The 16,557-nt window shown below is 63.0% G+C and carries 19 protein-coding genes; 12 read left to right on the top strand and 7 right to left on the bottom strand.

Translation table 11 applies throughout. The annotated features are described in order from the left end of the window. The first annotated feature begins 64 nt into the window (after window positions 1–64). Window positions 65–1,345, top strand: a complete 1,281-nt coding sequence (locus BMW89_RS20490) for a lipoprotein-releasing ABC transporter permease subunit (RefSeq protein ID WP_092028793.1) — start codon at window positions 65–67, stop codon at window positions 1,343–1,345. A gap of 7 nt (window positions 1,346–1,352) precedes the next feature. Further along, entirely contained in the window at window positions 1,353–2,057 is a 705-nt protein-coding gene (locus BMW89_RS20485; protein WP_092028938.1) for an ABC transporter ATP-binding protein, read from the top strand. 131 nt (window positions 2,058–2,188) lie between these two features. Here BMW89_RS20485 and BMW89_RS20480 read toward each other — a convergent pair whose 3' ends face one another. Next, window positions 2,189–3,268 carry a zinc-binding dehydrogenase gene (locus tag BMW89_RS20480; protein ID WP_177196199.1) on the bottom strand — a complete coding sequence of 360 codons (1,080 nt, stop codon included), beginning with the start codon at window positions 3,266–3,268 and terminating at the stop codon, window positions 2,189–2,191. Between the two features lie 109 nt (window positions 3,269–3,377). Here BMW89_RS20480 and BMW89_RS20475 point away from each other — a divergent pair, with 109 nt between their 5' ends. The 6 genes from BMW89_RS20475 to BMW89_RS20450 all read left to right on the top strand — a co-directional run bounded on the left by BMW89_RS20475 (window position 3,378) and on the right by BMW89_RS20450 (window position 7,771). Continuing rightward, window positions 3,378–4,151 (top strand): helix-turn-helix transcriptional regulator, encoded by a 774-nt coding sequence (locus BMW89_RS20475; RefSeq protein ID WP_092028791.1) that lies wholly within the window; start codon window positions 3,378–3,380, stop codon window positions 4,149–4,151. Between the two features lie 357 nt (window positions 4,152–4,508). Next, the gene (locus BMW89_RS20470) at window positions 4,509–5,210 is read left to right on the top strand and encodes a helix-turn-helix domain-containing protein (RefSeq protein ID WP_177196198.1); all 702 of its coding nucleotides are present in this window, start codon (window positions 4,509–4,511) and stop codon (window positions 5,208–5,210) included. 158 nt (window positions 5,211–5,368) lie between these two features. Continuing rightward, complete coding sequence (locus BMW89_RS20465) at window positions 5,369–6,235, top strand: alpha/beta fold hydrolase (RefSeq protein ID WP_092028789.1); 867 nt, start codon at window positions 5,369–5,371, stop codon at window positions 6,233–6,235. Window positions 6,236–6,247: 12 nt separating this feature from the next. Continuing rightward, window positions 6,248–6,784: a hypothetical protein gene (locus tag BMW89_RS20460; protein WP_244547638.1), complete on the top strand. Its 537-nt coding sequence runs from the start codon at window positions 6,248–6,250 to the stop codon at window positions 6,782–6,784. A 76-nt stretch (window positions 6,785–6,860) separates the two neighbouring features. Continuing rightward, a complete protein-coding gene (locus BMW89_RS20455) occupies window positions 6,861–7,361 on the top strand; it encodes a hypothetical protein (RefSeq protein ID WP_092028787.1) in 501 nt (166 codons plus the stop codon). Window positions 7,362–7,363: 2 nt separating this feature from the next. Then, entirely contained in the window at window positions 7,364–7,771 is a 408-nt protein-coding gene (locus tag BMW89_RS20450) for an MAPEG family protein (RefSeq protein ID WP_092028786.1), read from the top strand. Between the two features lie 56 nt (window positions 7,772–7,827). Here the strand turns inward: BMW89_RS20450 and BMW89_RS20445 are convergent, their stop codons facing one another. From BMW89_RS20445 to BMW89_RS20435, 3 genes are all read right to left on the bottom strand, one after another. Beyond that, entirely contained in the window at window positions 7,828–8,973 is a 1,146-nt protein-coding gene (locus BMW89_RS20445; RefSeq protein ID WP_502686396.1) for a class I SAM-dependent methyltransferase, read from the bottom strand. A 68-nt stretch (window positions 8,974–9,041) separates the two neighbouring features. Continuing rightward, a complete protein-coding gene (locus BMW89_RS20440) occupies window positions 9,042–9,824 on the bottom strand; it encodes a DUF1365 domain-containing protein (protein WP_244547642.1) in 783 nt (260 codons plus the stop codon). Window positions 9,825–9,826: 2 nt separating this feature from the next. Continuing rightward, window positions 9,827–11,170, bottom strand: coding sequence for an NAD(P)/FAD-dependent oxidoreductase (locus tag BMW89_RS20435; RefSeq protein ID WP_092028783.1), 1,344 nt, complete (start codon window positions 11,168–11,170; stop codon window positions 9,827–9,829). Between the two features lie 226 nt (window positions 11,171–11,396). Between BMW89_RS20435 and BMW89_RS20430 the strand changes: the two genes are divergently transcribed. The 4 genes from BMW89_RS20430 to BMW89_RS20415 are packed head-to-tail and all read left to right on the top strand — an operon-like array spanning window position 11,397 to window position 14,475. Next, window positions 11,397–11,969 (top strand): sigma-70 family RNA polymerase sigma factor, encoded by a 573-nt coding sequence (locus BMW89_RS20430; protein WP_244547637.1) that lies wholly within the window; start codon window positions 11,397–11,399, stop codon window positions 11,967–11,969. Then, window positions 11,966–12,598 carry a ChrR family anti-sigma-E factor gene (locus BMW89_RS20425; RefSeq protein WP_092028782.1) on the top strand — a complete coding sequence of 211 codons (633 nt, stop codon included), beginning with the start codon at window positions 11,966–11,968 and terminating at the stop codon, window positions 12,596–12,598. The genes BMW89_RS20430 and BMW89_RS20425 overlap by 4 nt, the downstream gene beginning before the upstream one ends. 28 nt (window positions 12,599–12,626) lie before the next feature. Further along, complete coding sequence (locus tag BMW89_RS20420) at window positions 12,627–13,439, top strand: DUF1295 domain-containing protein (RefSeq protein WP_092028781.1); 813 nt, start codon at window positions 12,627–12,629, stop codon at window positions 13,437–13,439. Between the two features lies 1 nt (window position 13,440). Beyond that, the gene (locus tag BMW89_RS20415) at window positions 13,441–14,475 is read left to right on the top strand and encodes an SAM-dependent methyltransferase (RefSeq protein WP_092028780.1); all 1,035 of its coding nucleotides are present in this window, start codon (window positions 13,441–13,443) and stop codon (window positions 14,473–14,475) included. 4 nt (window positions 14,476–14,479) lie between these two features. Here BMW89_RS20415 and BMW89_RS20410 read toward each other — a convergent pair whose 3' ends face one another. From BMW89_RS20410 to BMW89_RS20400, 3 genes are all read right to left on the bottom strand, one after another. Further along, window positions 14,480–14,884, bottom strand: coding sequence for a DUF2177 family protein (locus BMW89_RS20410; RefSeq protein WP_092028936.1), 405 nt, complete (start codon window positions 14,882–14,884; stop codon window positions 14,480–14,482). 85 nt (window positions 14,885–14,969) lie between these two features. After that, a complete protein-coding gene (locus BMW89_RS20405; protein WP_092028935.1) occupies window positions 14,970–15,830 on the bottom strand; it encodes a DMT family transporter in 861 nt (286 codons plus the stop codon). Window positions 15,831–15,903: 73 nt separating this feature from the next. Continuing rightward, complete coding sequence (locus BMW89_RS20400) at window positions 15,904–16,464, bottom strand: TetR/AcrR family transcriptional regulator (RefSeq protein ID WP_210187575.1); 561 nt, start codon at window positions 16,462–16,464, stop codon at window positions 15,904–15,906. Window positions 16,465–16,557 lie beyond the last annotated feature (93 nt).

Genomic DNA, 16,557 nt, shown 5'->3' with positions numbered 1-16,557 from the left:
CATCGCGCGGTAATGGGCCGGCAATCCGGCCACAATTGACCCCGAATCATGGGATTATCAAGCAATGGATGAACCCATGACCGAGACTGTACAGACCGCGCCTTTTGCGCCCTTCGAGTGGATGCTGTCGTCGCGCTATTTGCGGGCGCGCCGCAAGGAGGGATTCATCTCGGTCATCGCCGGGTTCTCCTTCCTCGGCATCATGCTGGGCGTGGCGACGTTGATCATCGTGATGGCGGTGATGAACGGCTTCCGGAAGGAGCTGCTCGACAAGATCCTGGGGCTGAACGGCCATATCCTGGTGCAGCCGCTGGAATCGCCGCTGACGGACTGGAAGGACGTCGCCGACCGCCTCAGCCAGGTTCAGGGCATCCGCCTTGCGGCCCCCGTGGTCGACGGCCAGGCACTGGCGTCCTCGCCGTGGAACGCCTCGGGCGTGCTGGTGCGCGGCATCCGCTCCGACGACCTCAACAACCTCACCTCCATCGCCAAGAACATCAAGCAGGGCTCGCTCGAAGGCTTTGACGACGGGCAGGGGGTCGCGATCGGCCGCCGCCTCGCCGACCAGCTGTCGCTGCATGCCGGCGACAGCATCACGCTGGTGGCGCCGAAGGGCGCGGTCACGCCGATGGGCACCACGCCGCGCATAAAACCGTACAAGATCGTCGCCGTGTTCGAGATCGGCATGTCCGAATACGATCTCGGCTTCGTGTTCATGCCGCTTGCGGAGGCGCAGGCCTATTTCAACCGCAGCAACGATGTCACCTCGATCGAGGTGTTCACCACCAACCCCGATCGCATCTTGCAGTTTCGTCAGGCGGTGACGGAAGCCGCGGGCCGCCCGGTATTCCTGGTCGACTGGCGGCAGCGCAACTCGACGTTCTTCAACGCGCTCCAGGTCGAGCGCAACGTGATGTTCCTGATCCTGACCATGATCGTGCTGGTCGCGGCGCTCAACATCGTCTCCGGCCTGATCATGCTGGTGAAGGACAAGGGCAGCGACATCGCCATCCTGCGCACGATGGGCGCATCGCAGGGCTCGATCATGCGGATCTTCCTGATCACGGGTGCCTCGATCGGCGTGGTCGGCACGCTGGTCGGCTTCCTCGTCGGGCTGGTGATCTGTCTCAACATCGAATCGATCCGGCAATTCCTGTCCTGGCTCACCAGCACCGAGATATTCTCGCCGGAGCTCTACTTCCTGTCGAAACTGCCCGCCGAGATCGACGTCGGCGAGACCTCGGCCGTCGTCATCATGGCGCTGACGCTGTCGTTCCTGGCGACGCTCTACCCGTCGTGGCGCGCCGCGCGCCTCGATCCCGTCGAAGCGCTCCGGTATGAATGAGGGGCTGATGGAGAGCCAGCATGGGGCTGAAGATGTACCGGTCATTTATCTCCACGAGATAAAGCGGCAGTACTTGCAGGGCGAGGTGCCGCTGACGATTCTGGACGGCGCCAAGCTCGCGCTGTGGGCCGGGCAATCCGTTGCGCTGGTGGCGCCATCAGGCTCGGGCAAGTCGACGCTGCTGCACATCGCAGGCTTGCTCGAGGCGCCCGATTCCGGCGAGGTCTATGTCAACGGCGCGCCGACCTCGCAACTGCCCGACATCGAGCGCACCCAGCTTCGCCGCACCGATATCGGCTTCGTCTACCAGTCGCATCGGCTGCTGCCGGAGTTCTCGGCGCTGGAGAACGTCATGATGCCGCAGATGATCCGCGGCCTGAAGAAGTCCGAGAGCGTCAAGCGCGCCAAGGAGATCCTCGGCTATCTCGGCCTCGGCGACCGCATCACCCATCGCCCGGCGGAGCTGTCGGGCGGCGAGCAGCAGCGCGTCGCGATCGCGCGCGCGGTTGCGAATGCGCCGCGCGTGCTGTTTGCGGACGAGCCGACCGGCAATCTCGATCCGCACACCGCCGACCACGTGTTCCAGGCCCTGATGCAGCTGGTCAAGGCGACGCAGGTGTCGATGCTGATCGCGACCCACAACATGGAGCTCGCCGGCCGCATGGACCGGCGCGTGTCGCTGTCGAACGGACAGGTCATCGAGCTCGAATAAACAAAACTGTAAAAACAACCCCATGCACAGTAGCCGGACACCGGCGGCTATGAGCGGGGTGAAGCCTTCCAGCTATTTGATTGATCGGGCAAATCCGCTGCGACGGCACATCGCCGCAGCGGGCAGGGCAATTACGGCCTGATCACCGTCATTTTGAATGGACCGGCATTGGCGGCGGCATGCGCAACGGCTTCATTGGCGTGGTCGAGGTCGAACTCCGTCGCTTCGATGTGATCCAGCCGCAGCAGGCCTGATCGCACCAGCGCGATCAGGCGCGTCGCCGCATCCGGCGGGTACATCCAGACGCCGTGGATCGTGATGCAATCGCGCATGATCCAGTTGTAGGGCAGCTCGAGGCCCGCCCCGCCGAGCATGCCGACGCCGCCCATCAGCACGACGCGTCCATACGGGCGCACCGTCATGATGGCCGCACGCACGACTGTCGTGCTCACCGAGGGCGGCATGATGTCGAACGCGCAATCGATTGGCCCAGGTGACGCGCGCTTCATCGCCTCGCGGTCGTCGTCCTCGTTGCCGGTGAGCTTCACCGGCCTCACGCGATCGCCAAAACGGCGGACGAGATCGGCCAAAATCTTGTCGTTGCGGCCCGGTGCCACCACGCAGGCCGCGCCCATCGCGAGCGCGACAGCCACGGCCGCGCTGCCGAAATTGCCGGTGGCGCCGCTCACCAGCACGATCTCTCCCGGCTGCAATTTTGCAGCGAGAAAGCCGCCATAGGGCACGAGCATCGTCCCCAGCGCGCACCACTGGGTGGCTTCGGCGGAGGTCATTTCGCCGAGACGCTTCACGTTCTCGGTCGGCAGGCGCATCTGCTCGGCAAACGAGCCGTCATGGAAATATTTCTGCAGCCGCATGCCGCCCTCGCCGCGCGCGCTGATGCCTTGCAACGTGATGTCGGGCGAGACGGTATCGTCACGCGAACGAACGGTCGGATCGCACAACACCCAATCGCCGATCGTGAGCTTGGTCGCATCCGGTCCGATCGCCCGCACGCGGCCGATGCCGCCGCCGCAGGGGATGACCGGCAGGTCCAGCAAGTATTTGCGCTCGCCGCTGAAAACTTCGTTGGTGTAGGACAGCACACGGGTGGCGACGACGTCGACGACGACTTCACCGGTGCCGATGACAGGCTCCGGAACGTCCTCGATGACGAGCGGCGATCCAAAGGATTTGAGTACGGCGGCTTTCATGGTGTTCACCTCATGGTCGGGTGAAGCGAATATGCGCGGCCTTTCAAAGGGCAAGAAGGCCTGGTATTATCCTAGTATTATCCAGGCCCTCCATCGCGGGAGTGACACCATGGCCGACCCACGCCGCGTCGAATTCGGCGACTTCCTGCGGTCCCGCCGCGAAAAGCTGACGCCCAAGACGGTCGGGCTGCCGGCGGGCAGCCGGCGCCGCACCGCGGGGCTGCGCCGCGAGGAGGTCGCCCAGCTCGCCGGCATCGGGGTCGACTGGTACATCCGCCTCGAGCAGGGCCGCACCGTCAGCCCCTCGGTCACCACCGTGGACGCACTGGCCCGCGCGCTGCGCCTCAGCAAGACCGAGCACGCGCATCTGAAGGCCTTGGCGCGCGACGGCGACAAGCGCGCGTTCACGCGCGAGATCGTGCCGCCGCCGATCCAGCGGCTGGTCGAGAGCCTGCCGCATCCGGCCTACATCACCGGGCGGCGCTGGGACGTGCTGGCCTGGAACGAAGCCGCCGAGCAGGTCTTTGCGTTCGGTCGATTGCCGGAGGAGGATCGCAACACGATGCTGCTGATGATGACCAACAGGCAGACGCGAAAGGCCTACGGCGCCGGCTGGGCTGATGTCGCCAAGCGCATGGTCGCGATGTTCCGCGCCACCCATGACGTCTGGGCCGGCGATCCCGCCTTCGCCGAATTGCTGACGCGGCTGCGGCAGGGCAGTCCGGAATTCGTCAAATGGTGGGAAGCCCACGAAATCCGCGGCACCTGGTCAGGCCTCAAGACCATGTCGCATCCGACCCTCGGCGTGCTGCATTTCGAGCACACGAGTTTCCAGGCCAATGACGATCCCGCGCTGAAGCTTGTGATTTATACATCGGTGTGAGGGCGAAGGCTGACGAGGCAGTGGTGTCACCGCAACAGCGGCGCTTTCGGGAATGCCCGTTTTTCGTTCAAACGCGGCGCATGCGGCCGTGTATGCTGTTGCTGGTTGCGATACGGTGCCGGGCCGAGCCGCAATGGAGTAGGCGCGATGCAGGGTCTCGCAAGCGGCAGCTACGATAGCGCGATCATCGGGGATCGGTTCAAGATCGATCTGCCTCCGACCATTCTGGCACGGACCGCGTCCGTCGCGCCGATCGGTTTCACGCGTCTGGCGAGCCCGCGTGCGATGCAAGGCCCGGCAAAGAACGTTCCGTCCGAACACGCGTTTTCGTTCCACGTGCCGCTTTTGCCGGTCGCCGTGGACCTCTGGATCGACGGGCAGCATCATCTGACGAAGTCGGTTGAGCCGGGCGCCACATTCCTGTTCGATCTGCGCAGCAATCCGGTTTCCGAAATCCACGCGCCGTTCGACAACATCCGGTTCTATATCTCGCAGGCTTCGCTGGACGAACTTGCCTTCGATCAGGGCATTCCCCGCACGAAGGGGCTGATTTTATCCGGGCAGGGCGCCTATGACAGGGTGATGTACGGTTTGGCCAACGCCCTGGTGGATCAGGTCGAACACGCAAGCGAACGCAGCGCCCTGTTCATCGACCACATTGCGCTCGCCTTTTACGCCCACGTCATCAAGGCCTATGGCAACGGCACAGTGCCGGACGCACCGGTTGCAGGGGGATTGTCGCCCTGGCAACTTCGCCGCGTGCTGGATTTCATCACGACGCATCTCGGCGGTGACCCCACCATCGCCGAGCTTGCGCGCGAATGTGCATTGTCGCCCGGCTATTTCGCCCGGGCATTCCGTCGGACCACCGGGATCACGCCGCATCAATGGCTGGTGCGAAAGCGGGTGGAACGGGCCAAGGCGCTGCTGCTCGGAGGCAGGGCAGGCCTTGCAGACATCGCCGCGACGTGCGGGTTCGTCGATCAGAGCCACTTCACGCGGGTTTTCACGAAACTCGAGGGCGACAGCCCCGGACGATGGCGCCAGATGCATCGCTGATGTCATCTGCGACCATGCGTTTGCGAACCCGTGCCTGAAGGTCGGTTTTTTAACAAAGACAGCGTCGCGAATGTCCAATCCAATTGGCTTCGCTTGGCAGATCCTCGTCCTAGAAATGCAGCGGCCCGACCACAGGACGCCGCCACAACGAGGGTGCCATGGACCGCAAACCGGCTTTCACCGAGCATCGAATCCAGCGCGAACAGGGATCAATTTACGCGCGCGACTACGACGGAACGGGGCCGACCTTCGTTCTCATGCACGGCTTCCCGGACAATCTCCACATCTACGACGATCTCATTCCCTATCTGACGGCCGCCGGCCGGCGCGTCGTCGCATTCGATTTCCTGGGTTTCGGCGCATCCGACAAGACGGCTGCGTCCTACAGCTTCGCGCAGCAGCTTGGCGATCTCTCGGCGGTGATCCAGGCCCTGGGGCTGGGCCAGGTCGTTCCCGTTGCCCATGATTCATCAGGTGCTGCCGCGATCAATTTCGCGGTCGAACATCCCTACAAGGTCGCTTCGCTCTGCATTCTCAATTCGGCCTACGACAATTCGCCGCTGAACGTCTGGCCCGAGATGATCGTGCTGTTCGCCGATCCTGCGCTGAAGGCGCTGGCGCTCGCCGTCGCGCAAAGTCCCGCGCAGTTCGGCTGGTTGCTTGACTGGCAGGGGGCGAAATTCGCTGAGCTGCTTCCGCCGGAGCAGAAACTGCATTTCGCGCAGTTCATGCCTCCGCTGATCGCGGACAATTTCGTGCGGCAACCGGGTTCCGGTGCCGCCTTCGTGCAGATGAGCGCGCAGTTCCACGAGGAGCTGAAGCGAAACAGCACGCGCCTGCATCTGGTCGAGGCGCTCGATCTTCCGGTCAAGGTCATCTGGGGAGAGTTCGATCCCTATCTCGGAATGGCGATGGGCAGGGAGCGAGCCGCTCATTTCAGGAATGCGTCGTTCCATCCAGTGCCGGCGGGACATTGGCTGCAGTCGGACATGCCGGCGCGTGTCGCCGAGTTGATGCTGTCTTGAGGAGGATGAAGGATGAAATTTCTCACCAATCAACACGCCCCGACTGCCCGATATCGCCGGGCGGTCCTCGGATTGGCCGCGGTCGCGACAGCGGTCTTGCTCGCCGGGTCGAACGTCCGGGCCGCTTCGCGGTCGGAATACCCGACTGGCGCATCACAACGTCAGCATGTCACCAACTCGGAAAAGGACTTGATAAAAATGTCAGAGAATAAAGCGCCCGGCTCGGCCGAGATGGTCGCGGCCAAGACCCTCACGACAAAGGTGCTCGCGATCGGCACCTGGACGGCCAAGGCAACACCCACGACGATTCCCAAGGTCATGCCGTCGGAAGCGTACGACACGATGCGCCTGATGCTGGCTGGAAAGATCGATCAGTGGTTCGCCAAGAACGATGGGTCCGGCGCAGTATTCCTGATGAACGTAACCGATCCGGCCGAGGCGCATACGCTGCTGGAAAAGCTGCCGCTGGGCCAGGCCGACATGATGACGTTCCAGCTCATTCCGGTCGGCCCGCTCTGGCCGCTGGGGCTGCTGGAGCCCGCGAAATAACGACGCTCGAATCCACGCGGCTGGGCTCCGCGTCGCCCGGCCGCAAATTCCGTTCGAACGCAATCGTTGGGGCATCATCATGATGGGCATGAGTCTGGTCATTTTCACGCTACTGCACGTCCTTATCAGTCTGATCGGTATCGTCGCCGGCCTGATCGCAGCGATCGGCTGGTTGAAGTCCGATCCATCCCGCGTTTCCACGGCGATCTTTCTGGCCACCACGATACTGACCAGCGTTACAGGCTTCCTTTTCCCGGCCCCCAAGCTCCTGCCGTCGCACATCGTCGGGCTGATTTCGCTGGTGCTACTGGTGCTCGCGACGTTCGCATTTTATGGCAGGCACCTGCTGGGCATCTGGCGTCCGATCTACACGATCACCGCCACGCTTTCGTTGTACCTGAACGTATTCGTTCTGGGCATTCAGGCCTTCCTGAAAATCCCGCTGTTGCAATCATGGGCGCCAACGCAGACGGAGCCGGTGTTCCTGGTTGTCCAGGGGGCGGCGTTTCTTCTCTTTGCGCTTCTGGCGATCCTGACCACCGCACGATTTCGACCGACACAGTTGGCGACGCTTTAATCGTGAAATATACGCCCGAACTTTACGGCCTGACCGTCATCTCGGCTGCGACGGCGCTGATGTGGGTACCCTATGTCGTCGCGCGCATGACAACGCACGGTGTACTGCGCGCGATCGGTACCCCCGGACCCGATTATCCCGCGGATGCGCCCTGGGTCGACAGGGCGCGGCGCGCGCACCTCAACGCGATCGAGAACCTTGCCGTGTTCGCCCCACTGGTGCTGGTCGGTGCAATCATCGATGTCAGCACCAGGGCGACCGTACTGTCTGCTCAGATCTACGTTGCCGCGCGCCTCATTCACTACGTCATCTACGCTGCGGGCATTCCCGTCATCCGCACTTTGGCGTTCCTGATTGGGGCATGTGCAACGATTGGTCTTGCGATCGCATTGCTTCTGAGCGGAGCATAGCGCGGAAAGGATCCGGCTGGGGCTACGCACAGGTGCAGCGGTAATCTCAGGACCGTTCAACGCGTCAGCTTGAAGATGCTGACGTTGACGGCGTCGTGTCGAAATCCGGCTTCGCAATAGGCCAGATAATATTCCCACATGCGGCGAAACCTGGTGTCGAAGCCGAGGGCCTCGATTTCCGGCCACGCCCCGAGGAAGCGATCGCGCCAATCGCTGAGCGTGCGGGCATAGCTCAGGCCGAAGGACTCGCGACCCGTCACCTCAAGCATGGCTTTGGCCGCATGCGCCTCGACAATCTCGGCCGTCGGCAGCATTCCGCCGGGAAAGATGTGACGTTGAATGAAGTCCGGGCAGTTCCGATAAGCACCGAAGCGGGACGGTGCGATCGTGATGATTTGCAGCACGGCGACACCGCCCTTGACGAGGCTCGACCGCAGCTTCTCGAAATAGAGCGGCCAGTACCGTTCGCCGACGGCCTCGAACATCTCGATCGAGACGATGCGGTCGAAACGTCCGACGATGTCGCGATAGTCCTGTAAGAGAACCGCGGCCTTGCCGGCCTCGATTTCCGCCGTCAGGCGCTCACGCGCGAAATCCAGCTGCGACCGGGACAGGGTGATCCCCGTGACCGCCGCATCGTAGCCGCGAACCAGATGTTCAGCCAGCGATCCCCACCCGCAGCCGATCTCGAGAACGCGTTCGCCTCCCTTGAGGTCGAGATAGCGGGAAACCCGTTCAAGCTTGTTTCGCTGCGCGTCTTCCAGCGAAAGCTCGGGCTCATAGATCGCGGAGGAGTAGTTCATGCCTTGATCGAGCCAATGGCGGTAGAACTCGTTACCGAGGTCATAGTGAGCCGCGATATTCTTCCTGCTGCCGGTCTTGGTATTTTCGTTGGCGCGGTGCCGGAGCCAGCCGAATAGGCGGGCGGCGCGGGAGCTGGCGACCCCGGCAAATGCCGTCTCGTTTCGAATGAGGAAGTCCAGCACTCCCATCAGATTGTTGGTCGACCAATCGCCCGCGATATAGCCGTCGGAGAAGCCGGCCTCGCCCGATAGCCACAAGCGCTGCAGGGCCCGCCAGTGGTGGAAGGTGATGGTGACGTCGTTGCCGTTCTCCCGTCTGCCCAGATCGAGCTGCCCGCCATTGGGGAGAACCAACCGCAAGTGGCCGGATTGAACCTGAGGGAGCAGCCGGCCGATCATGCGGGTGACGAGCCGCGCGAGTCCGGTCACGACATCAGGGACTGGGGACATCAATGAGGAATCGGATCTCACGGCTGCGCTCCTCGACCGCCGGCAGCTCTTGCCGCGCGCTGCGCTGCCGGTTCACGCCCGTGGATGCGGAAACCTTTGAGGATCATCCGCAACGCATGCCAATGGATGCCCGCGATGACCTTCATTGTCAGCAACGGATGGCTGGCAAAAGCCTTGATCAGGGCGCTGTCGGTCAATGGGTGACGCGTCCCCGAAAGCGATGCCACGATGACTGTCCTGTCGTTCTCCTGACCACGAATGGAAACCTCCACCTGCGCGGCGGGAGGAAGAACGCGAAAGCCGTAAGACATGTCCATGCCGAGGAACGGCGAGACGTAGAACGATTTGGGGCAATGCTGCTCGATGATCTCTGTCGCGGAGCCGCCGACCGGCATGACGTAGCTGTGCCGCTCGCCAAAGGTGTTGTGAACCTCGTAGATGATCGCCTCGAGCGAGCCATCATGCCGCGAGCAAAAATAGACGCTCAGCGGATTGAAGCCGTAACCGAGGAGGCGCGGCATGCAGAGCAGCTTGATGGTGAGCTGCTCCGCCCGGCATCCGGCCTGTCGCAGCAGCGCCTGCGCCTGGTCCAGAAGCGAGGCGCCACCGCCATCGCCGTGGTCGGAATCGTGGAAGCTGGCGAGATTGAACCGGTTGCGTGAGAAGAAGCTGAGCTGCCTGGAGAGGCTGTCGATTTCGTTCAGATCGAGCAACATCCAGAACACCCGATAGCGGAGCTGATGCTTCCGGGGCAGCAAGCGACGATGAACAACCTGGCCGGTGTATAGGCACGAAGACATTTTCATGCGGCAAGTCGTTTGATCTGATGACTATTCGCCTCGTCGACGTAGATTCGGCCGGACTCGTTTTCAACGTGCCACGGCCGCCTGACACGGCCGAGGGCTTCGGCAGCGGCGAGCCCGGACTGGAGCCCATCCTCGTGAAAACCGGCGCCGAAATAGGAGCCGCAGAACCAGATGCGATCCTGGCCCTGCAAGGACCATAGACGACGCTGCGCGCTCATGGCCGCGGCATCGAAGATCGGATGATCGTAATGTTCCTCGTGCAGGGCCTGCTCTGGCTCGACCACGGGGTTGAGCGTCACGAACAGATTTTGCGCCGTCGGCAATTGCTGGAGAGCGTTCATCCAGTAGGTCACGGTTGGATGCTCCGTGCTGGCTCTGCCGCCAATATAATTCCAGCTCGCCCAGGCCGCCTTGCGCTGCGGCATCAGCACCGGATCGCCGTGGAGAACGGCGCGGTTTTGGCTGTAGCGGAATGCCCCGAGCAGGCTTCGCTCCTCTGCCGTTGGCTGCTCCAGCAGCGCAAGCGCCTGATCGGCATGCGCCGCGATGACGACGTCATCGAAATGGTCGGAATGGCCGCCGCGATCCCTGACCTCGACTCCGTCCTGATGGCGCCGGATTGCCGCGACACCTCGGGCAAGACGGATGCCGTCGCTGAACCGATGCGTCAGCGCGTCGACATAGGTGCGGCTGCCACCGGCGACCGTCCGCCATGGTGGCCGGTTGCGCAGCTGAAGCAGCCCGTGATTGTCGTGGAAGCGAATGAACGAAGCTGCCGGATATTGCAGCATCTGGCTGGGCGAGGCCGACCAGATCGCGGCGGCCATCGGCAACAGATGGTCGCTGCGAAAGACCTCGCCGTAACAGCCGGCGTCGAGATATTGCTCGAGGGAGGAGAGATCGTCGAGCGACGACAGATCCCGCGGTGCTTCGCGATAGAAGCGCCAGAGGTCGTTGAGCATCGACCAGAACCTCGGGCGAAACAAATTGCTGCGCTGGGCAAACAGCCCGTTCAGGCTGGTCCCCGAATATTCCAGCTCGCCGTCTTCGAGGGAGACGGCGAACGACATGTCGGAGGCGAGCGTCGGCACTTTGAGGTGGGCGAACAGCGCCGTGAGATTGGGATAGGTCTTCTCGTTGTAGACGATGAACCCGGTATCGACCGGGACGATCCCATCGGGGGTGCGGACTTCGACGGTATTGGAATGACCGCCGAGCCGTCCGTCCCGCTCATAGATCGTCACGTCATGGCGCTGGCTCAGGAGCCATGCCGCAGACATCCCGGAGATGCCGGTTCCAATCACCGCGATCCGCTTTCGCGATCCGTTGTCGCTCCGCATCCCGCCCGGTCCTCATGGTTGGCCCCGTCGACGGGCACTTGGGTTCCGATGACAGATACGGACGAGAAATGGCTTTGGATCACATCTATCCGCGGTGATCCAAAGACGGGCGGTGGACGTATCTGGATGTATGCAAACCACCGGTACAGCAGCTAGGCTAGGGTACGGCAGGCATCGGCCGGGACCGGGGGAGAGACGGCGACGATGGGACGGTCGGCCGGAAGCCATGATGCGCCACGAGGCTGAGTCCATTACGCCGCAAAAAGCCGCCAATTTCGTTCGTGCCATCGCGGCGCGCCGGGATCGCGAGGCCTTCAAGCAGCTGTTCAATTTCTATGCGCCCCGCATCAAGACCATGCTGATGAGGGGCGGAGCGGCCGGCGAGATCGCCGAGGATCTGGCGCAGGAGACATTGATCACCGTCTGGCGCAAGGCCGACGGCTATGATCCCCAGCGGGCCGCAGTGTCCGCCTGGATCTTCACCATTGCCCGCAACCTTCGGATCGACCGGTTTCGGAAGGATCAGCGCGCGCAGCTTCATCATGTGTACGAGCTGATGCTCCCGGCCGCGGAGGACCCGCCCGACGTGCCGTTCGAGGCAGCCGAACGCGAAAGCCGGGTGCGGGCGGCGCTGGAGGGGTTGCCGGAGGACCAGGTCCGGGTGGTGGAGCTGTCATTTTTTGAAGGCAACGCGCATGGCGATATCGCCAAGAAGCTCGGCATTCCCCTTGGCACGGTGAAATCCCGGTTGCGGCTGGCCATGGCGCGCTTGCGCGATTTCCTCGGTGAGAACTCATGACGATTGCGCATCATCCCGATGAGGAAGCGCTGGCGGCCTTTGCGGCGGGCACGCTCGACGAGCCGCGCAGCGTCGTGGTGGCCGCCCATGTTGCGCTGTGCCCCCATTGCCGGGCGATCGTCGCGGCGTGCGAACAGGTTGGTGGTGCATTGGTCGAGCAGGCGGCGCCGGCTACCCCCCGTGCCGGCGCGCTTGACGAGGCTCTTGCGCGGCTGGACGAGGCCGCGCCACCGTCGATGGTCGTCCGCGAGGCGGCACCGGATTGTCCCGCGGTGCTTGCTCCCTATGAGGTCGGACGCTGGCGATGGATCGGCCCCGGTGTCCACTGGAGGAAGGTCGAGGTGCCCGAGAGCGAGGGCACGCGCGTTTTCATGTTGAAGGCCGCGCCGGGATCGTCGCTGCCTCACCATGGCCATTCCGGAGTCGAATGGACCTGTGTACTGCAGGGCGCGTTCAGCCACGATCTGGGCCGCTACGGTCCCGGCGATTTCGACGCCGCGGACAACACCGTCGACCACACGCCGTTCGTCGAGGAGGGGAACACGTGCATTTGCCTGGTGGCCATGCAGGGCGATCTCGAGCTGCGCGGCTGGCTTGGAAAACTGATGCAGCCGTTCGTTCGGTTGTGAATCCATCACCTCTTGCTCGAGATCCCGAATGACGGCTTCAACATTCATCCTCGGTCTGGTCGGCGTTTCGGCGGCGCTTTCGATCATCATGGGCGTCGCCTGGCTGGTCTGGCGCGGGTCGCGAAATTCGGGGTGGGTCGACACCATCTGGACGTTCGGGCTTGGCCTGGTCGGCTTCGTCGGCGCGGTGATGGCAATGCCGCTGCGTCTTCAGAGCCTCATTGTCGCGGCGATGGCGGTGATCTGGTCGCTCCGGCTTGGATTGCACATCGCGCGCCGCACGCGCGGAATCACGGACGATCCGCGCTATGCCAAGCTCATCCGGGACTGGGGAGCGGACGCATCGCCAAACATGTTCTGGCTGTTGCAGAAGCAAGCGCTCGTCAGTATTCCGCTCGGGCTTGCGATGTGGCTCGCGGCCAATGTTCCGGGTTCGGTGCCTCCGGCGCAGGCCGCGATCGCGGTGCTGATTTTTGTCGTGGCCATCGCAGGCGAGGCGACCGCTGACGAGCAGCTTCGGCGATTTCGCCATGACCTGGCCAACAAGGGAAAGATCTGCGACGTCGGGCTTTGGCGGATGTCGCGTCACCCCAACTACTTCTTCGAATGGCTGGGCTGGCTTGCCTATCCCGTTCTGGCCATCGACCTCACGGGACACGAGCCCTTCGGTTATTTCGCGCTTGTTGCGCCGCTCTGCATGTACTGGCTGCTGGTCTATGTCTCGGGCATTCCGCCGCTGGAAGAGCACATGCTGGCCGATCGCGGCGATGCCTTTCGCAAGTATCAGATGACCACGAACGTGTTCTTTCCCGGTCCACCGAAGATGTCTGCGGGAGGCTAGTTTGACACTGACAGAGACGGCGATCCGACTGGGCGAAACGCTTCCGTGGCCCGATAGCGTCAGTGCGGCAGTCATCAGCCGCCTGGTCGAACGCACGCGGCGCGACCTTGCGCAATTCTCGGGCGGTTCGGATGCAGGCTTCTCGCGCGAAATTGCGGCGTTGCCGATCGCGGTCAACACCGCCGAGGCGAATGCCCAGCATTACGAGATTCCGGCGCGCTTCTTCGAGATGATCCTGGGCCCGCAGCGAAAATACTCCTGCTGCTTCTACGGCGAGGAGGGCGATACGCTGGCGCAGGCTGAAGAGCGCGCGCTGGGGATCACGGCCGGACACGCGAAACTCGAGGACGGGCAGGACATTCTCGAGCTGGGTTGCGGCTGGGGCTCGTTGTCCCTGTGGATGGCGCGGCGCTACCCGAATTCACGCATCATTTCCGTGTCGAATTCAGCGTCGCAGCGGGAGTTCATCCTGCGTCAGGCCGCTGCAGCGAACATCGGCAATCTCTCCGTGATTACGGCCGACATGAACGAGTTCGTACCCCAGGGCGAATTCGACCGGATCGTATCCGTGGAGATGTTCGAGCATATGGCCAATTGGCGGCCGCTGCTGGCGCGCATGCGCGCCGCGCTACGTCCCGACGGCCTGCTGTTCCTGCACATCTTCACGCACAAGTCGGGCTCGTACCGGTTCTCGCGAGAGAACCGTGCGGACTGGATCGCCCAGCATTTCTTCACCGGCGGCATCATGCCGAGCCATGGGCTGATCCGGGAGTATGGGGATCTCTTCAACGTGGACACCGCGTGGCAATGGAACGGCGGGCATTATGCAAAGACGGCTCGCGACTGGCTGGCGAATTACGACCGCAACCGCACTGAAATCCATGAGGTGCTGAAACAGGTCTACGGCAAGGACGCGCGTCTGTGGCAGCGGCGATGGCGCCTATTCTTTCTGGCCACGATTGGCCTGTTCGGTCACGCCGGTGGCGAAGAATGGGGCGTCAGCCATTATCGGCTGTCGCCTTCGCCTCTCGCCTGAGTGGTCAGGCGTTCGACACGGCGCGAACGACGAGAAGGCTGACGAAGGCTGCAAAAGCTGAGGCTGCCGCGCCATAAGCGATGTCGAGCACGGTGATCTGGAGTGTCCAATTGCGCAAGGTCGCAAAGTTGGTCAGGTCGTAGGTGGCGTAGGCGAGGGCTCCGAACAGCGCCGCCAATCCGGCAGCCGTGACCGTGGAACCCGATTTCAACCCGGGCATGACGGCGAAGACGAGAAGTCCCACGGGATAGATCGCGTAGAACACGAGCGCGGGAGCGACCCGGACATCGGTCAGAAGGATATCTCCAAGTGTCGGGCGATAGAGCGCAGGCCCCATGAAACGAAGCCAAACGGCATCGATTGCGCCGAAGGCAATCAGCGCGGTGACATAGCCGGTCACATAAATCATCGAGCTCTCCGAAGTTCGCGTCATACCGTATACGTTCGCGAAGGGCCGGTGGATCAGCAATCTCCGGTTCGATCTACTCGCCGGTCTAGCTTTTCCGAACGCTCGGTCTCACTTGTGTCATGGCGACTCCGGAGATCGCGAGCAGCCCGCCGGCAATCAGCTTGGGCGTCATGCGGTCGCCGAGGAACAGCACGCTCGACGTCAGCGCGAACACCGGCAGCAGCAGGCCGAAGGGTGCGACGCGGCCCATGGAGCAGCGGGCGATCAGCCAGAACCAAAGGCCAAACCCGACGATTCCGCCGATGAAGATCGTGTAGGCGAGTGCCAGCCAGCCACGTCCGTCCGCAGTGGCGAGGCTCGCCGCTTGACCGTATTCAAGGAGTAACGACATCAGCATGACTTGCGGCACCGTCAGCAGCGACGACCAGCCCATCAGCATCAGGGGATCGAAAGGGCCGTAGCGCTTCGTCAAGACGTTGGACACCGCGAATGCGAAGGCGGCCCCGACCACAAGCAGCAGCGGAAGCGGTCTTGCCGACAGGCCGGGCTCCGCCGCCAACACGACCACGCCGATGAACGCAAGCACCACGCCGGCGGACGTGGTGAGAGACGGTCGCTCCGCGAGCAGTGGCCAGGCGAGCAGGACAGTGAAGGGCGTGGCGAGCTGATAGGCGACGGCCGACATGCTTCCCGAGCCGAGCCCAAGGCCGACATAGAACAGGCCGAAGTTCAGCCCACCCAGGAAGACCGAAATCGCCGCGATTGGACCGATCTGCCGGCGCGTAGGCCTTTCGACGAACGGAACCAGCAATAGCGCGATGGCGAGGAATCGCAGCGCGAGGAAGAAGAGCGGCGGAAACTCGGTGACGCCCACCTTGATCGCCACGAACTGATAACCCCAGAGCAGGGGGACGGCCACCGCGCAGAAGATCTGGATGGCAGACATGGCATCTTTCCTTTCAAGACCGATCAGTCCAAATATCGGCGCGCCGATCGCGCAGGGCGCGTCCACGGGGTCGTTACCTCGTGAAGCAGTCGAGAAGCGCGTCAGCGGTAGCTTGTGATGTGGTCCGGGCCGGCGCCGTCTTGCCGATCACGCGCAGCCCCTCGACGAAACAGACGAGAATCTTGGCGGCACTCGAAGGTTCGACACCATCGGCCAATTTACCCATCGTCTTCGCACGGGATAATGCGTCCGCGACCCTGGTCTCCATGGCCTTGAAGAAACCTGCGACGCGACGGCCGACCTCGGCGTCCTGGCCAGCCAGCTCCATGGCGGTCGCCACCAGCAGGCAACCGCGCCGGCCATTGGCACCGCTGGTGCGGTCAACATAGCCGGCCAGGAAGGCCCGCAGGCCGTCGATCGGTTCTCTTGGGGACGTAAGTTCGAGATCCATCCGCGTCACGGCATCGACAATGTAACGATCAAGCGCACGCAGGAAGAGCGAGTGCTTGTCACCGAAGGCAGCGTAAAGGCTGCCGCGCGAGAGCTTGGTCGCATGAAGAAGGTCCGGGAGCGCCGTGCCGTGATAGCCGCGTGACCAGAACACGCCCATCGCGCGCTCGACAGCGGCGTCCATGTCGAAGCTTCGGGGGCGGCCACGGGGCGACTGTACTGGGGCTTGGCGCTTCATTGTCGATATATATAGACCGATTGGTCCTTAAATCGCAAG

The sequence above is a fragment of the Bradyrhizobium sp. OK095 genome (assembly GCF_900109945.1).
Taxonomy (GTDB): Bacteria; Pseudomonadota; Alphaproteobacteria; order Rhizobiales; family Xanthobacteraceae; genus Bradyrhizobium.
This window is presented reverse-complemented; position numbering and strand designations above follow the sequence as displayed.